Origin of the sequence: Vibrio splendidus (genome assembly GCF_001557875.1) — a bacterium.
GTDB classification, from domain to species: domain Bacteria; phylum Pseudomonadota; class Gammaproteobacteria; order Enterobacterales; family Vibrionaceae; genus Vibrio; species Vibrio splendidus_F.
In genome coordinates, this window is record NZ_LNRF01000003.1 from 276,604 (window position 1) to 294,492 (window position 17,889).

13 protein-coding genes are annotated in these 17,889 nt (G+C 43.3%); 8 read left to right on the top strand and 5 right to left on the bottom strand.

The features are described 5' to 3' along the window. Positions 1-153: 153 nt before the first annotated feature. Together clpA and clpS are read right to left on the bottom strand one after the other, a co-directional pair. A complete protein-coding gene (gene clpA, locus ATB74_RS10760) occupies positions 154-2,427 on the bottom strand; it encodes an ATP-dependent Clp protease ATP-binding subunit ClpA (RefSeq protein WP_060982345.1) in 2,274 nt (757 codons plus the stop codon). A 39-nt stretch (positions 2,428-2,466) separates the two neighbouring features. Continuing rightward, entirely contained in the window at positions 2,467-2,787 is a 321-nt protein-coding gene (gene clpS / locus ATB74_RS10765; RefSeq protein WP_004737430.1) for an ATP-dependent Clp protease adapter ClpS, read from the bottom strand. A 585-nt stretch (positions 2,788-3,372) separates the two neighbouring features. Between clpS and cspD the strand changes: the two genes are divergently transcribed. Continuing rightward, positions 3,373-3,594 carry a cold shock domain-containing protein CspD gene (gene cspD, locus ATB74_RS10770; protein ID WP_004736548.1) on the top strand — a complete coding sequence of 74 codons (222 nt, stop codon included), beginning with the start codon at positions 3,373-3,375 and terminating at the stop codon, positions 3,592-3,594. A 326-nt stretch (positions 3,595-3,920) separates the two neighbouring features. On the opposite strand, the gene ATB74_RS10775 is transcribed toward cspD, so the two are convergent. Then, a complete protein-coding gene (locus ATB74_RS10775) occupies positions 3,921-6,146 on the bottom strand; it encodes an NADP-dependent isocitrate dehydrogenase (RefSeq protein ID WP_061018461.1) in 2,226 nt (741 codons plus the stop codon). 320 nt (positions 6,147-6,466) lie between these two features. Here ATB74_RS10775 and ATB74_RS10780 point away from each other — a divergent pair, with 320 nt between their 5' ends. After that, entirely contained in the window at positions 6,467-7,195 is a 729-nt protein-coding gene (locus ATB74_RS10780) for a pseudouridine synthase (protein ID WP_061018463.1), read from the top strand. A 136-nt stretch (positions 7,196-7,331) separates the two neighbouring features. Here the strand turns inward: ATB74_RS10780 and ATB74_RS10785 are convergent, their stop codons facing one another. Beyond that, positions 7,332-8,339, bottom strand: a complete 1,008-nt coding sequence (locus tag ATB74_RS10785) for a hypothetical protein (RefSeq protein WP_061018465.1) — start codon at positions 8,337-8,339, stop codon at positions 7,332-7,334. Positions 8,340-8,856: 517 nt separating this feature from the next. Between ATB74_RS10785 and dinG the strand changes: the two genes are divergently transcribed. From dinG to ATB74_RS10810, 5 genes are all read left to right on the top strand, one after another. Beyond that, the gene (dinG, locus tag ATB74_RS10790) at positions 8,857-10,932 is read left to right on the top strand and encodes an ATP-dependent DNA helicase DinG (protein WP_017066711.1); all 2,076 of its coding nucleotides are present in this window, start codon (positions 8,857-8,859) and stop codon (positions 10,930-10,932) included. A gap of 128 nt (positions 10,933-11,060) precedes the next feature. Continuing rightward, complete coding sequence (locus ATB74_RS10795; RefSeq protein ID WP_050651534.1) at positions 11,061-11,840, top strand: sulfite exporter TauE/SafE family protein; 780 nt, start codon at positions 11,061-11,063, stop codon at positions 11,838-11,840. A 22-nt stretch (positions 11,841-11,862) separates the two neighbouring features. Further along, positions 11,863-12,411 carry a primosomal replication protein gene (locus ATB74_RS10800; RefSeq protein ID WP_061018467.1) on the top strand — a complete coding sequence of 183 codons (549 nt, stop codon included), beginning with the start codon at positions 11,863-11,865 and terminating at the stop codon, positions 12,409-12,411. Continuing rightward, entirely contained in the window at positions 12,401-12,571 is a 171-nt protein-coding gene (rsmS, locus tag ATB74_RS10805; RefSeq protein ID WP_017055021.1) for a pleiotropic regulatory protein RsmS, read from the top strand. The genes ATB74_RS10800 and rsmS overlap by 11 nt, the downstream gene beginning before the upstream one ends. A gap of 50 nt (positions 12,572-12,621) precedes the next feature. After that, entirely contained in the window at positions 12,622-13,755 is a 1,134-nt protein-coding gene (locus ATB74_RS10810; protein ID WP_061018469.1) for a cupin domain-containing protein, read from the top strand. Between the two features lie 147 nt (positions 13,756-13,902). On the opposite strand, the gene ATB74_RS10815 is transcribed toward ATB74_RS10810, so the two are convergent. Continuing rightward, complete coding sequence (locus ATB74_RS10815) at positions 13,903-16,020, bottom strand: methyl-accepting chemotaxis protein (protein WP_061018471.1); 2,118 nt, start codon at positions 16,018-16,020, stop codon at positions 13,903-13,905. Between the two features lie 497 nt (positions 16,021-16,517). Between ATB74_RS10815 and emrD the strand changes: the two genes are divergently transcribed. Then, complete coding sequence (gene emrD, locus ATB74_RS10820; RefSeq protein ID WP_061018473.1) at positions 16,518-17,723, top strand: multidrug efflux MFS transporter EmrD; 1,206 nt, start codon at positions 16,518-16,520, stop codon at positions 17,721-17,723. Positions 17,724-17,889: the final 166 nt, after the last annotated feature.

Consider the following 17,889-nt stretch of genomic DNA (forward strand, 5'->3'; position numbering starts at 1 on the left):
ATCGACTACGATAAGAAGCGGAGCTTAATGCTCCGTTTTTTATCGCCTAAATTTTTTACCACTCCAACATCTCGCATCTCTCGCAAACATAAAAAAACGCACAACCGAAGTCATGCGTTTTATATTTAAACTTTTGAGTTATCAATCACTTCGTTAGTGCATAACCTCTTCTTTAGCACCTACATAAACAAAGTCTAGGTCGTCTTTCTTCAGGGATACCTTCACAGTACCTCCGTCGACTAAACTACCAAACAATAACTCATTTGCCAGTGGCTTCTTAAGCTTGTCTTGAATAACACGTCCCATCGGACGAGCCCCCATGGTCTTGTCGTAACCTTTGTCTGCTAACCAATGGCGAGCATCTTCAGAAACTTCTAAAGATACGCCACGAGCATCCAGTTGAACCTGAAGCTCGACAATAAACTTATCAACAACTTGGCTAATTACACTTGGATCAAGGCTGTTGAACCAAATGATATTATCGAGACGGTTACGGAACTCAGGAGTAAATACCTTCTTGATTTCGCCCATCGCATCTGGCGCATGATCTTGTTGGATCAGGCCGATCGATTTCTTCTCCGTTTCAGCTACACCAGCGTTAGTCGTCATCACTAAGATCACGTTACGGAAATCCGCTTTACGACCATTGTTATCAGTTAGCGTGCCGTTATCCATAACCTGTAGCAACAAGTTAAAGATATCTGGATGAGCTTTTTCGATTTCATCAAGTAACACAACAGAATGCGGGTTCTTGATTACGGCATCAGTTAGCAGACCACCTTGATCATAACCAACATAACCAGGAGGAGCACCGATCAAGCGGCTAACAGAGTGACGCTCACCGTACTCAGACATATCAAAGCGCAGCAGTTCAATACCCATCAACTTAGACAGTTGAACCGTCACCTCTGTTTTACCTACACCAGTAGGACCGGCAAACAGAAACGAACCAACAGGTTTATTGTCTGCACCCAATCCAGCACGAGTTAGCTTAATCGCTTCGCTCAATACATCAATTGCAGGATCTTGTCCGAATACCAACATTTTCATGCGGTCATCCAGTTTCTGCAGCGTATCTTTGTCTGAAGACGATACTGACTTCTCAGGAATACGCGCCATTTTCGCAACCATTGACTCGATATCAGCCACGCTTACCGTTTTCTTACGACGACTTGCTGGTGCCAAACGGCTACGAGCGCCCGCTTCATCAATTACGTCGATTGCCTTATCAGGAAGATGACGTTCGTTAATGTATTTAGCTGACAGTTCCACAGCGGCACGCAACGCTTTGTTGGTGTAACGCACTTCGTGGTGAGCTTCGTATTTTGGCTTAAGACCAATCAGAATCTTAGTCGTATCATCTAATGATGGTTCAACAATATCGATTTTTTGGAAGCGACGAGATAGCGCACGCTCCTTCTCAAAAATACTGCTGTACTCTTGGTAAGTTGTTGAACCGATACAACGTAATTTACCGCTGCTTAATAGCGGTTTAATTAGGTTTGCGGCATCAACCTGACCACCCGATGCAGCACCCGCACCAATAATGGTGTGGATCTCATCGATGAACAGAATCGCGTCTTCTTCTTTCTCCAGTTGCTTAAGAATCGCTTTAAAACGTTTCTCAAAGTCACCACGATATTTCGTTCCTGCTAGCAATGAACCAATATCTAGAGAATAAATTACGCTACTCTGAATGATTTCAGGCACTTGTCCTTCGACGATGCGCCATGCAAGACCTTCCGCGATGGCAGTTTTACCTACACCCGCTTCACCCACTAACAGAGGGTTGTTCTTACGACGACGACACAGAACTTGGATAGTACGCTCTAGCTCTTTGTCACGACCGATTAGTGGGTCAATATTGCCCTGCTTGGCTACTTCGTTAAGGTTGGTAGCAAAGTTTTCTAAACGGTCTTCGGAATTCGCTTCTTCAGCATTCTCTGCACCGCCAAATGAATCAGATGATGAAGGACTATCGCCTTCGTTACTGGCTTTGGTAATGCCGTGTGAGATGAAGTTAACAATATCTAAGCGACTAATGTCGTTTTTCTTAAGAAGATATGCCGCGTGAGATTCTTGCTCACTAAAAATAGCCACAAGTACGTTAGCACCTGTTACTTCGCTGCGACCTGAAGATTGAACATGAAAAACAGCACGCTGAAGTACTCGTTGAAAACTCAGCGTAGGCTGGGTTTCGCGAGTCTCGTCGCTTTCAGGGATAAGTGGGGTCGTTTGATCGATAAAAATATCGAGCTCATTGCGAAGAGCATCGAGGTCAGCCTGACAAGCTTGGAGCGCTTCCTTGGCCGCATCATTTTCTAATAATGCTAGTAGGAGGTGTTCGACAGTCATGAATTCATGTCGCTTGTCTCGCGCACGAGCAAATGCGCCATTTAAACTCGTCTCTAATTCTTTATTTAGCATAAGTACCTCCTAAGGGAACAACAGTGTTGTTCGAGCAATTTATACTTGCTCCATTGTACATAGTAGCGGATGCTCATTTTCCTTTGAGTACATCGTGACCTGCGCTACCTTTGTTTCCGCTATTTCAGCACTGTACGTGCCGCATATAGCTTTACCTTCATAATGAACCTTGAGCATCACTTCCGTTGCTTTTTCGATATCTAGTGAGAAGAATCGCTCTAGGATCTCGATTACAAAGTCCATGGGCGTGTAATCATCGTTATTTAATACAACGTTATACATTGCCGGTGGCTTTACTTTTGTTGCTTCTTTCTCCAGTAAATCTGAGCCTGGAGATGCCCATTCAAAGTTTCTGCTCATATCGCTTTGCTAAGGGTTATTTTTCGGAAGTCGTGAGTGTTTACCTAACTTAAATTTACCACATTCACGCTTTACGGTGTACTAAGAAACTGCACCGAGAAACAGTACCAAAAAATATTCCTCTATACTGAGCCTAATCCACCATTTCCATCGCTGCAAATAAAAGATCTCGATTAACAGGATTAACATATGTGATTGATTAAAAAGACACCATAACTATTGACACTGACGATAAGATCACCGCTAAGTTACTATTTAGTTAATAGTTTGCAGTTAATCTCGAATGTGATTTGTTATTAAAATTGATCACTTTTATACCAATTTGCTATTGACTGTACTCAATCATTAGCTACATTGGAGCTAAAAGGTTTTTTAATACATTTTTGCAACATGATTTAAAACCAGTAACACGCTTTAAAAATTAACAATAAGGAATAATTACGCAGGGTAGCGTTAATTTCCGTAAGCAATGTATGAGATTCAAGCTATCAGCTGAAATTCTTTAGCTGGTAAGAATGATATCAATTGAACTTACAACTATTGATATAACAACGTTAGTAACAAAATGCATGAGGGATGTATAGCATGGCTACAGGTACAGTAAAATGGTTTAACAATGCCAAAGGGTTTGGCTTTATTTGTCCAGAAGGTGAAGACGGCGATATTTTCGCGCACTACTCCACAATACAAATGGAAGGCTATCGAACCCTAAAGGCTGGTCAGCAGGTCGACTATGAAGTAGAAAGTGGTCCTAAAGGCTCGCACGCTAGCTCCGTTGTTCCTGTAGAAGGCAGCGCCGCAAAATAGGCGAAGCCAACTCATGTTAACCTCCATCAGTCGTCATTAACGGCTGACAGGTAAACAGAATATTGAAACCGCTCATTTAATACCTGTAATACAGGATTACGTGAGCGGTTTTTTCGTTCCGGGATCTCTAAAGCTGCTCACTGGACAATCAGTTCGAGGATGTATTCTATTAAACTAGGTCTTAGGAAGTATTAGAAAGAAAAAAGACGCTTTAACGTTATCGTTAAAGCGTCTTTCATTTTGACTTTATCTATGACTTAGCTATCAAGCCAAGTAACTCGTTAGAAAATCACGTTCATGGCTGACTAACGATGAGTCCAATATCACTATGCATCAATAAATGCGTTTAGTGTTGAGCTTGGACGCATTAGTGTTGAAACCAGTGCATCATCAAGTAGGTAGTAACCACCTAAGTCGCCAGCGACACCTTGAGCGTTGTTTAGCTCTGCAACAATAGCTTCTTCACTTTCAGCCAGTTGACTTGCCACACCTGCGAACTCAGCAGCAAGATCAGCATCAGCCGTTTGCTCAGCAAGCGCCTTAGCCCAGTATGCCGCTAGGTAGTAGTGGCTACCACGGTTATCAAGCTCACCTACTCGGCGTGAAGGAGACTTGTTGTTGTCTAGGAATTCACCCGTTGCTTTGTCAAGCGCGTCCGCTAGAACTTGTGCCTTAGCGTTACCCGTTACTACGCTCAGGTGCTCTAGAGATGCCGCTAGTGCCAAGAATTCACCTAAAGAATCCCAACGTGGGTGGTTTTCTTTCTCTACTTGTTGTACGTGCTTAGGAGCAGAACCGCCAGCACCTGTCTCAAATAGACCGCCACCGTTCATTAGTGGAACAATCGATAGCATCTTAGCTGATGTACCAAGCTCTAGAATCGGGAACAAGTCTGTTAGGTAATCACGTAATACGTTACCTGTAACCGAAATAGTATCGAGGCCTTCTTTGATACGAACCAGTGAGTATTGAGTCGCTTCAAGTGGAGCAAGGATCTTAATTTCAAGACCATCTGTATCGTATTCAGGAAGGTATGCTTCTACTTTCTTAATAAGCTGAGCATCATGCGCGCGAGACGCATCTAGCCAGAATACTGCTGGGACACCCGATGCACGAGCACGCGTTACCGCAAGCTTAACCCAGTCTTGGATTGGTGCATCTTTAACCTGACACATACGGAAGATATCGCCTTCCTCTACGTCTTGCTCTAGAAGCACAGAGCCTGAAGCGTCAACAACTTGAACCTGACCTGCAGCTTCAAGGATAAAAGTCTTATCGTGAGAACCGTACTCTTCAGCTTTTTGAGCCATCAAGCCAACGTTTGGTACGCTACCCATCGTTGTTGGATCGAACGCGCCGTTCTCTTTACAGAAATCAATAACCGCTTGGTAAATGCTCGCGTAGCTACGATCTGGGATCATTGCTTTGGTATCTTTTTGCTTACCTTCAGGATCCCACATTTGACCAGAAGAACGCAGCATTGCAGGCATAGAAGCATCAACAATGATATCGCTTGGAACGTGTAGGTTAGTAATACCACGATCCGAGTCAACCATCGCTAGTGGTGGTTGAGTCTCGTATACCGCTTGTAGATCAGCTTCGATTGCCTGTTTTTGCTCTTGAGGAAGCGATGCAATCTTCGCGTATACATCACCGATGCCGTTGTTAACATCCACACCAAGCTCTTCAAATAGCTGACCGTGTTTAGCGAATACGTCTTTATAGTAAACCTTAACCGCATGACCAAAGATCACTGGATCAGATACTTTCATCATGGTTGCTTTCATATGAAGAGAAAGCAGTACACCTTGCTCTTTAGCCGACGCGATTTCTTTCTCGAAAAACGCAACCAAAGCGGCCTTGTTCATCACTGACGCATCAATGATCTCTTTATCTTGCAGTGCAAAAGCTGGCTTCAATGTTTTCTTCGCGCCATCTTTGCCAACGAATTCAATGCTAACTTCCGTAGCACCTTCAATGGTTACTGATTTTTCGCTACCGAAGAAGTCTTTGTCGTCCATACTTGAAACGTGCGACTTAGAATCTGCAGACCATGCACCCATTGAATGTGGGTTTTTCTTCGCATAGTTTTTTACTGAAAGTGGAGCGCGGCGATCCGAGTTACCTTCACGTAGTACAGGGTTTACTGCACTGCCTTTGATTTTATCGTAAGTCGCTTTAACGGCTTTTTCTTCGTCGGTGTTTGCTTCTTCTGGGTAGTTTGGAAGTGCGTAGCCTTTTGACTGTAGTTCTTTGATTGTTGCTTGCAGCTGAGGCACAGATGCAGAGATGTTTGGAAGCTTGATAATGTTCGCTTCTGGTGTCTTAGCCAATTCACCTAGTTCTGCTAATGCATCACCAATGCGTTGCTCTTCGTTCAAATAATCAGGGAAGTTGGCAATAATGCGCCCTGCAAGTGAAATGTCGCGAGTATCAACGTTAATACCAGAAGAAGCTGTAAAAGATTGAATGATTGGCAGCAGAGAGTAAGTTGCTAGCGCCGGAGCTTCGTCTGTAATGGTATAGATGATCGTTGGTTTTTCAGTAGGCATGAAATTTCCCTATAGTTCTTACAAGCTCACTTAAGTAGTGAGAGTGTTATAAATTGACCAGTAAGCCACTCAAAGAGTGAAAACTGCTTACTCGATAGTCGTACTCTATCTTATTTTTCATGCAATCTTGATGACAGCATGAACCAAATCCGTGAGTGCGTTGTTATAATAAAACACGAAGGTATAATTAAACAAATCAGGCTTAAGAGTCCATCAACTTGTTCTATTTTGTGTCATTTAGGCGCGCAAATGATAGCTCAATTCCGTTTCAGTGAAAACTTTTCAGCACACTTCGTTTACATTTTTGCAAGGTAGTTAACATGTCTACTCGCTCACGCAGCGCATCTCGTTCAGACAAACCGGCTCGTTCTGGTGCAACATTAAAACAAAGCAGTAATAGACAGAGCCGAAGCAGTGATAAAAACAACACTGGCAGTTCGCACAAAAAAACGCACTCCAGTAAACATCGATATAAAGGTAAACCTACCACTGCAAAACCTAAGGTGGCACTCGAAGATCGTAAAGTAATTCTGTTCAACAAGCCTTTTGATACTCTAAGCCAATTTACAGATGGCGAAGGGAGAAAAACGCTAGCAGACTTTATTCCAGTGAAAGACGTTTATGCTGCAGGTCGCCTTGACCGCGACAGCGAAGGGTTAATGGTCTTGACCAATGATGGGATCTTTCAAGCCAAATTAACTCAACCAAACTCAAAATCCCCAAAGACTTATTGGGTGCAAGTTGAAGGCGCACCTTCTGAGGAAGATTTAGATAAATTGAGAAAAGGTGTCGAACTAAAAGATGGTATGACCATGCCAGCCAAGGTGGAATTAATGGCAGAACCAGAAGTCTGGGATAGAAACCCTCCGGTACGCTTCAGAGCCGCGATACCGACAACATGGTTAGCTATTACGATAATCGAAGGACGTAACCGCCAAGTAAGACGAATGACAGCCAATATCGGCTTCCCTACCCTGCGTCTTATCCGCTATTCAATGGGCAACATGAATGTGGGTCAGCTACAGCCTGGTGAGTGGAAAGAAATCTAAAATCACACAGCCTACAATATCAAAATTGCCGCTAATAGAGCGGCAGTTTTATATCTACTGATAAATTATAGATACAAAAAAGCCAGTCATAAGACTGGCTTTTATCAACATTTAACAATTACTAATTAAGTAACTATTAGAAGCTGTAGAATGCAGCAGCGAATACGTAAGTTTCTTCGTCGTTACCATCACCAGCGTCAAGGTCTTGAAGAATATCGATACCCATGTCTACGCGGTCGTTAAGCGTGTACATTGCTGCAACGTTAATGCGAGAAACATCTTTGTCAGCTTGGCCGTCTTCAGTAGTAGAGTTAGCGTTGTAACCAGCAGCAAGAGTTAGCTGTTCAGTTACTGGGTAACCAGCAGAGATGTAGTAGCCAACAGTTTCTAGGTTAGTAGTGTTTTTGCCAACTAGGTCGCTTGCGTCACCTTCGTTGATCCAGAAGTTAACACCTAGGTCTAGTTCACCAACTTTAGAGTTACCAGATACAGAGTAAACTTGGTAATCAGCTTCGTCACGAGTTTCGTAACCACCGTATACGTTTACGATTTCGCTTTCGTAACCTACGTAACCGTTCACACCTTTGTCTGCAGCATCGTGATCGTCATCAGTTTCGAAGTAAGAGATACCGTAAGCAATACCAGAAGTAGCACCTTGGAACTTAACTACGTTGAATGCGTCAGATGCGTCACCAGCAGAAGAACCGAACTCGTATGTGTTGTCGCCTGCGCCATCTACTTTATCAAGAGCAGTATCATTTTCCCAACCGAAAGATGCAACACCAAAACCAGTGTCAAAACCTAACCAAGCTTTATCTACGTCAGTACCGAATTCGTTCTTAACGCCCCATGGGTTTTTCTTGTCGTCTGTAGTCCAGTTAAGTTCGAAATCAGTCTCGAAGTAACCTACTAGGCGGTTGTTTTTGTAGCTAACTGCTAGAGTAAGAGCTGTTGCCCAGTCATCGTACATAGCGTTAGTTTTAGTGTCGTAGTAACCACCAAGACCAAGTGAACCAGAAACAGAGAACTGCTCTTTGTGCATTGGGTCAAATTCGAATGTTGGTTTTGCGTTTTCTAGGCCCACGTTCGCGAAAGCTGAAGTTGAAGCTGCTGCGATTGTTAGAGCTAATAGAGTCTTTTTCATAATAAATCCACTGCCTTTTCTAAGAATGGGAGATCCTTGCCCGGTTCCCTTTTTTTATTTTTTGTGACTGGTCATTACCACTCTTTGTTGGTTAATCACCGTCACTAAATTTCGAGGTCTAGATTGCAAAAGATTATCCTGCGTGTCAAATAAACTAAAAACAAACCTAAAAAAAACACAAACCAATCAAAATCAAACACTTACATTTTTTTTCATCATTTTACGAGCAGCTTATCCTTAGTTTTATCAGCAAATATAATAATCCAAAAAATGTAACAAATAGAATTAAACTCCAACTATAACTCAAATAATAGTCCACTAGCAGAATTTAACACCTATAGGTCAGTGTTTTTTAAAATTTATATTTCACAACATAAATAAAAACGTTAAGTTCCTGATGGTTCAGTTTTTTTTTGTGAACAAGATCTACCTTTGATTCAAAAGCAAGCTATTTTGCGGTAAATGTACCGACTAGTGATATGTGCTACTATCCTCGCTCCGTTACGTAGGTCACAGTATGCTAACTACTAAAATTCAAAAATCTATTCGCACCAGTTATCAAAACCTCCAAGATCAGTTGGACAACTTTGTACCTCGACGTGCTCAAAATTACCTTGTTGCAGAAATAGCGAAGACACTTTGTGGTCAATACCACAAAAGTAATCGCATGATTGTTGCAGAGGCAGGAACAGGGATTGGAAAATCGCTGGCTTATTTAATGGCTACTATTCCAGTAGCTGTACTCAATAACCGAAAAATAGTTATTTCAACAGCGACAGTTGCGCTACAAGAACAGCTCGTTAACAAAGATCTCCCTCTATATAGAAGACTTACTGATAGAGAGTTTTCTTTTATATTAGCTAAGGGCAGACAGCGTTATTGTTGTTCCGAAAAGCTAGCTGCGGCTTGTGGAGTTGATGGTGGTCAAATGGCCATGTTCGAATCTAAGCCAAAAAAGAAAGATATCGACCAACTTCAAACTATGTACCGTAGCTTGACTCAAGGTAAATGGGATGGTGACCGCGATTCGTGGCCAAAACCTATCGACAATATGATTTGGCAGATGATCGTCAGTGATAAGCATAGCTGCAACAACAGTATGCCAACTCATAGAGACTGCCCTTTCCAAAAAGCACGCTCAGAGTTAGATAAGGCAGACGTAATTATTGCCAATCACAGTTTAGTGATGGCTGATGCTGACTTAGGTGGCGGCGTGATACTTCCAGAACCAGAAAACAGCATTTATATATTCGATGAAGCTCACCATTTACCGCATGTAGCCAGAGATCACTCTTCTGCGGCTGCGAGCTTAAAAGGCGCGGCGTCATGGTTGGAGCGTTTGAATCAATCAATCACTAAGCTTTCAGGTCTCGCCGACGAAAAGCGTGTTCATCGATTTAGAAATGAGCTGCAAGACTCTGTGCAACAGCTGATCCCTACCCTAACTCAAATGAGTAAACAGTTTGACGCTAACCACTTTGAAGATGGCTTGTATCGCTTCGAACATGGCGACTTACCTGAGTGGCTAGAGAATGAATCTAAAGATCTCAAACAACTCACACAAAAGGCGAGTCAAGCCGTTGCGAAGATTGCAGATCTAATTGCAGAGCGAGTTAAAGACGGAGAGCTTTCAGCAAAGCTAGCAGAGCCTGCGCTTGCGGAGATTGGCTTCTATATACAAAGAACAGAAAACCTTGCTCAGGTTTGGCGCTTAATGGCCGAACCTAAGAGAGAAAAAGGGGCTCCTTTGGCTCGTTGGCTCGAACTGAATAAAGAAAGCGAAGGCGATTTCGTTGTGAATGTTTCCCCACTAGAGGTGGGTTGGCAACTGGATCAACAAATCTGGAGCCGCTGTGTTGGCGCGGTATTAGTATCTGCAACCATGAGGGCGCTCAACTCTTTCAGCTTTTTCTGTCATCAAGCAGGTATCAGCCAAAAAGCAGAAGATGGCGTACAATTTTTGGCTTTGGCATCACCGTTTGATTACCAGAACCAAGCTGAGCTGATCGTTCCGGCAATGAAGTACGAACCACAAGCACCTCAGTTTACCGAATATCTTATTGAAATTTTGCCTAAGGTAATAGAAGACAAAAAAGCCAATCTCGTTCTATTCTCTTCTTACTGGCAAATGAACAAAGTTGCAGAGGCTTTAGCAACAGATTTCGTTAAAAAGTCGTGGGCATTGCAGGTTCAAGGCGATACTTCACGAACTGAAATTCTAAAAAAACATAAAAAGCTAATAGACCAAGGTAAAACCAGCGTTCTTTTTGGAACTGGCAGCTTTTCTGAAGGTCTTGATCTACCGGGTGAGCTTCTTGAAAACCTCGTGATTACCAAGATTCCTTTTGGTGTTCCTACCTCTCCTGTAGAGCAAGCACATTCAGAATATATTGAATCACGCGGTGGCAACCCTTTTATGCAGATTACTGTTCCAGATGCGAGTAAAAAGCTTATTCAATCTGTGGGTAGACTACTGCGTAAGGAAAGAGATTCTGGTAAAGTCACGATCCTTGATAGACGCATAGTAACGAAGCGATACGGAAAGTCCCTACTCGATTCACTACCGCCTTTTAAAAGAACAATAAAATACTAATATCCTCTGCCCTTGAGGTAGTTATGGGCCTTCATCGCTAGGCCCTTGCATTCACAACCCAACATGACTAATCCATCGGTTTTTCATGTGGCTGCCCTATCAGCCGATAACGAGAACACTAGCTATTTATGGAAATGATTGAGCCAACCATGTTGGTCATACTTGCTCTGGTTGCATTTGCAGCAGGCTTTATTGATGCTGTCGCAGGTGGCGGAGGGATGTTAACCGTTCCAGCTTTACTGTCACTTGGTTTACCGCCACACATCGCATTGGGTACTAACAAGCTTGCAGCAACCTTCGCTTCATCTACAGCTGCATTCACTTACTACCGTAAAAAGCTGTTCAAGCCTGAGTGTTGGGTCAATGCATTCATATCTACTTTAATAGGTGCGACAATCGGCACACTCACTGTTGATGCCATTAGCACCGAGTGGTTAGAGAAGGTATTGCCGTTAGTCATTCTTGCCGCTGCGGTCTATACCATTTTTCATAAGACTCCAGATGTGAGCCATAATGTGTCTCCTAGACCTTGCCCTGTACTTAAGAGAAAACAAAAGTACCAAGGATTCATTCTTGGTTTTTATGATGGGGTTGCAGGCCCAGGAACTGGCGCGTTTTGGACGGTAAGCTCTATGGCCCTTTATCGCTTAAACATCTTACTTGCCTCTGGCCTATCCAAAGCCATGAACTTTACCAGTAACTTTACCTCTTTGGTGACCTTCGCGATTCTTGGTCATATTGATTGGGTTCTAGGTTTAACCATGGGTCTTTGTTTAATGGCAGGTGCGTTTGTTGGTGCTCACTCTGCGATTCGTTTCGGTGCTACATTTATACGACCTGTGTTTGTTACCGTAGTAAGCGTACTTGCGATTAAACTGGCATATGAAGCTTGGTTTGTAAACTTATAGGCAGTAGCCAACGGGAAGTGAAATGAATCAATTTTCAAAACTCAAAAGTGTCATTGATACCCTAATTGGCCATTGCTCTCAGGTTGATAAATCCCGAGGTGCTTACCATCAAGCCCTATTCGATAGAGCCTTATTCAAGTGTGGCACCTCTGTTTTGCTTCCTTATGCACTTGAAACTCAAGCAACGTACCGCACCATTGTACGTGAACAAACCACAAATCAACTGACCGCGTCCAGAGCTAACTACCTGACGGAAAAGCTGACAAATCAGATTGCAGCAATCCAAAGAGAGTTAGCTAACCATGATTTACGCTTAGACCGAAAAAGTAAGTCAGGGAAAACCCTTAACGACCTATACAACGAACTCGCTCAGCACCAAGATTGGCAAAAGCGATTAATCGATTTAGTACGAGTACGAAAGTTAGCGTTTGATTCTGCGCCTCGCCACAGTAAGAAAAAAGCGGAAGAGACTTGGCAGTTAGCAAAAGAACGATTAGAACGCTGTGAAGACTCAATGAAAAATATTGAGAGACTGATTAACTTAGAGAACCCTAAGCGAAATGAACACTGATAACACACCATCACCACTGGATAACGCACCAGAAGAAGTTAAGTTAGCTGTCGACCTGATCTATCTGCTCGAAAGTAACGAAATCGATCCAAAAGTCGCGTTAGAAGCAATCAAAATTGTCCAGCAAGATTTACAAGCCAAACTAGCATCTAGCATCTAGCATCTAGCATCTAGCATCTAGCATCTAGCATAAAAATATACAGGATTCACATGTACCAACTTAGCTTTTCTATGCCCGAGTTTCTTGAAAACTACTGGCATAAAAAACCAACCATCTTGAAAGGTGGCTTCCAAAACTTCATCGACCCAATTTCGCCGGAAGAGCTTGCTGGTTTATCGATGGAAGAAGAAGTGGATTCTCGCTTTGTCTCGAACCTCGACAATCAGTGGACTGCAGAGCATGGTCCATTCTCAGAAGAGAAATTTGGCGAACTCACTGAAACACATTGGCAGCTAATCGTTCAAGCAGCGAACCATTGGCACCAAGGCGCAAATCAGCTGACTGAAGCGTTCCAAGCGTTACCTAACTGGTTGTTCGACGATCTTATGATTTGTTACTCGGCACCAGAAGGCGGCGTAGGCCCACATATTGATCAATACGACGTATTCATCATTCAAGGCCAAGGTAAACGTCAATGGAAGGTTGGCGCGAAGGATGTTGGCCAATACAAAGAGACTATCCAGGCTTCTGCACTTCGTCAAATTGAAGGCTTTGATCCAATCATTGATGAAACCTTAGAGCCGGGCGATATCCTTTATATCCCACCAGGTTTCCCACATGAAGGGAACACATTAGAGCCGTCGATGAGCTACTCTATTGGCTACCGTTCCCCTAAAGAACAAGAGCTAATCAGCAACTTTGCCGATTTTGTGCTTGCTCATGATATGGGTGACGTTCATCTGCATGATCCAGAATTCAAAACGCAAGAAGGCTACGGCAAGATTCGTTCATCGGATTTAAGCAATCTCACTGACATGTTGAAATCTGCACTAGAGCAACCTGAAACCATCAGTGAATTCATGGGCTGTCTGCTAAGCCAATCACGCCACCAGCTTGATATCGTCGCTCCTGAGCCATTATGGACAGAAGAAGAGATTGCTCAACACTTAGAGTCTGAGGGCGAAATCCAACGCGTATCTGGCTTAAAAGCGCTCTACCACGAAAATGAAAGCAACACGGCTTACATTAATGGTGAAGTCGTTAAAGTTGAACAGGCAGATTCATCACTACTCAACATACTTTGCGATGAAACCGTGATTACTTCAGCTACTGCTCTATCTCCTTCGGGCGTAACGGTCGTGACTGAATTGGTGAACAAAGGTTACTGGTTCATCGAAGACTAACTTCGCTAATAGGTTTCGCGGACATAATCAACCCCTAAAATCTAAGAGACTTAGAACCTGAGAAAAATAAAAAAGGACAAATGAAATCTTCATTTGTCCTTTTTCTATTCAACAGGTAATAAGCTTAAATAACTAGACCGTGAATAACTAAACCTTGAACTGATTAACCAATTTCTGTTGTTGTTGAGACAGTTGGTCAATTTCATTACCCACTTGCTCAGAAGCCGCGGCTTGCTCTAGGATCTTCGCACTTAAGTCACGAATATTAACCACGCTTTGATTTACTTCACCGGAAACAGATTGTTGCTCTTCGGCTGCACGAACGATCTGACTGTTCATATCACTGATCGCCTCAATAGAAGTAAAGATCGAACCTAGATCTTCAACAGCTTTCTGAACGTGTAGTGCTGTGTCATTTGCAAGTATATTGCCTTCTTGTATCGCTTCAACGACATCTTGAGTTCCAGCATGAACCTTGTCGATCACCGCTCTGATCTCACCAACCGATGACTGTGTGCGACTTGCGAGGTTTCTTACCTCATCCGCAACAACAGCAAAACCTCGACCTTGTTCGCCAGCACGAGCCGCTTCAATCGCCGCATTCAATGCCAGTAAGTTAGTTTGCTCAGAGATCCCCTCAATAACACTTAAGATCTCGGTGATGTTGCCGTTATTTTTGGCCAATTCTTCAACAATAGGAACAGCACTCGACATACGTTCCACCAGCTTTCTCATTTCACCGGCTGAAAGCTCGATAACTTGTTGCCCTTGCTGAGCTGAACGATTCGCTTCGCACGCTGCATCAACGGCCACTTCTGCATTTTGTACCACTAAGCCCGCAGTTTGAGTCATCTCTTCTGCCGCTGTTGCTACCAGATCGACTTCTTTAAATTGAGACTCACTGCTTTCTCGGGTGCTTGATGCCGATGCTTTCGCCTGGCTTGTCGTACTCGCCACTTGCTCAGTGGTATGAATGACTTCTTTGATCGTGTGTTGTAGCTTATCTAGGAACAGATTAAAACCTTTCGCTAGCTGGCCGATTTCATCTTGAGATTTCACTTCTAAGCGCTGAGTCAAATCGCCTTCACCAGAAGCGATATCGTTCAGTCGCTCCACTACCTGACGAATCGGTTTCACAATAGACAATGAAGCAAACGCGATAATGGCTAGACCAAAGACAATAAAGACCATACCGGCAATCACTTCTGTTTTGATACCTTCACTTAGCTTGGTGCTAATGATGGAATCCAATTTGTTTGCATCAGCGACGACACTATCTCTAGGGATCTCAAACAGCACACCCCAAGTTTGGTTAGCCGCAACAACAGGAGCAAATGCAAGTAGCCACTCACCGTTCTCACTCCATTGTGTCGTCACTTCACCGCCAAAGATAAAGTCGGTCATTCGATCGCTGTTGGTGTTATCACTTTGGAAGGTAGAACCGACTGCAATACTTGAATCATCAGAAGCGATGACTGAACCATCTAGGCTAACCACATAAACTTTACCAGCACCATCAAATAAGCTCTGATCAGATTGAGTGACTACACTCGTTAAGCCGTCGAGTCTTAAGTCAATCCCAAGAAAACCAATCGCAACGTCGTCAACCAAAATAGGGACCGAAATAGAGGACGTGAGTAGTGTTACGCCACCGCTATTCACGACTCTCGGCGTACTAATACACGTTTGCCCTGAAGACAAAGGACAGTAAAAACGTTCGCTATTGCCGTCATCATTCAAGATAGATTCTGAAAGAACGTTCGCTAGAACATTTTCACCGTTATCTGCCACCTTCCAATAAGGAGCAAAACGACCTTTTTCGTTAGAACCAACATAATCAGCATCGACATAATTCGCATCTTCACTATCGAGTAAATCAGGCTTGAAAACTAGATACGCACCTTGAATAGAGTCGAAGTTTAAAACCGATCGACGCACCATTTCATCCAAGGCGGTACGAAGCTCTTCACTTGGCGTAAAGTTTTCGTCTGCATTGTTCTTTAGGAACTGAGCACTGGCCGCAAGCATCTCTGCGCGGTAAATAGCTTCATCTACATAACGTTGAGTTTCTTGAGCATTAAGCTGAGAAACAGACGCCAGCAACTGCTGAGTTTTATTAATAACTGATTCTGAGCTTTGAGATTTGATGACTTGTTGATTACTCGTAGCGTTGTAGATCGAGAAACCAATAAGAGACAGTGACGTAATGATTAAACAACAACCTGCTAAGAGGGTTATTTTCCACTGTACCGATAGAGAGCGCATTTAATATCCTTATTTAAGCCAAAAGACTTCCATAACCATAACTATCACACCGACAACAAATTGCTGTACACAATGTAAATGAGTTAGACGAATAGCTTAGCGAATAATTACAGCACAAATCGCTTACATATAAAACGAAAGTTTACATAAATGTTAACAAGCCATGCCTTTTACCTATTGCTTGTGCGATTTCAAAATAATCTACTCATACAATCATTGCCAATAGGCCTATTGCTCTAACATTTTTGGTATAACCTAGCATCGATATTTCAAGGAAGCTGACTCTCCCTACATCTTTAAAACGCCGCAATTTCGGATTATTTTTTCTAATCCAAGTTATAGATTTTTATCTTGATCAAGTTCACACTTTTTGATTGCTAAGTCGGCATTCAAGCTCTAATATCTCGCGCCTAGATTCCCTAATCACTTTATTCATTTGGCTCTCCTCAATGGAGCGCTTGGCTTTTTACGTCTTTAATTATTGGAGAGATACGCAAATGTCCGCCTCGTTTCCATTAGCGAAACTTACCTTTTTAATCGCTATTCTGACAGCCGTAGGTCAAATGACTCAAACGATGTACGTGCCTTCTATCGGTCATATGGCAGGTGAGTTCTTGGTTTCAGCGTCTTCACTGCAAGCGGTGATGGCGTGTTACCTGATCCCTTATGGCTTGTCGCAATTTGTCTACGGCCCGCTTTCTGATCGCCTAGGTCGTAAACCGATCATCGTCGTTGGTTTGATCATCTACATCATAGGTACATTGGTAGCCTTGTTCGCTCATGAATATGAATGGTTCTTGGTGGGTAGCTTTATCCAAGGTTTGGGTATCGGTTGTGGCGGTGCGATGTCTCGTACATTGACTCGTGACTGTTTTGAGGACGCAGAACTGCACCGCGCAAACAGTTTGATCAGCATGTGCGTGATTTTCTCACCATTGATGGCTCCTGTACTGGGCGGTTACTTGACAGAGGCTTTTGGCTGGCGTTCTAGCTACTTGTTCCTAGCGCTATTTGGTATTGCAGTTGTGATCACAATGATGACGAGCATGATGGAAACTCTACCAAAAGAGCGACGCAAAAACGAATCGGTTGTAAACAGCTATAAATTCGTTCTGTCTGACAAACGCTTCCAAGGTTTCTTATTGGTACTGGTGGCAACATTCGCGGGCGTAGCCGTATTTGAAGCAGCGGCTGGTGTATTGCTTGGCGGTGTACTTGGCTTGCCGGCAACCACCGTAAGCTTGCTGTTTGTTTTACCTATCCCGGGTTACTTAGTCGGTGCTGGCTTATCTAGTTACATCGCACAACGTCGTAGTGAGCGCCGCGCACTGAATGTTGGTCTAGTTGCTATCTTAGTAGGCTCAACAGTGGTGTTGATTCCGGGTCTGTTTGGTCAAACAACAGCATTAACTTTGATTGGCGGTGCAACCATTTACTTCTTGGGCGCTGGTATCTTATTCCCAGCAGCAACAACGGGAGCACTTTCGCCATTCCCATACCACGCAGGTACAGGAGGCGCGATCTTAGGTGGTATGCAGAACCTAGGTGCTGGCATCGCAACACTATTGGCATCGTTCTTCCCTGCTCAAGACCAGCTTCCGCTCGGTTGCCTGATGATTGCTATGTCATTTATCGTTATGCTTGGTTTACGTTGGGTCAATCGCAAGCCTGACCACTCAAACGAAGTACCATTGGCTATCTAAAGTAAAACGCAAATCTTACCTACACAAATAAGGGACATGCTGAAAAGTGTGTCCCTTTTTTATTGCCCGTTTACCCTCGCCTAGTGTCTACCACCAATTTCATCAAACATTACTTTGATTTTTTAGAAACAATAACAGACACTTACATTGAAAGTGCATATCCAGA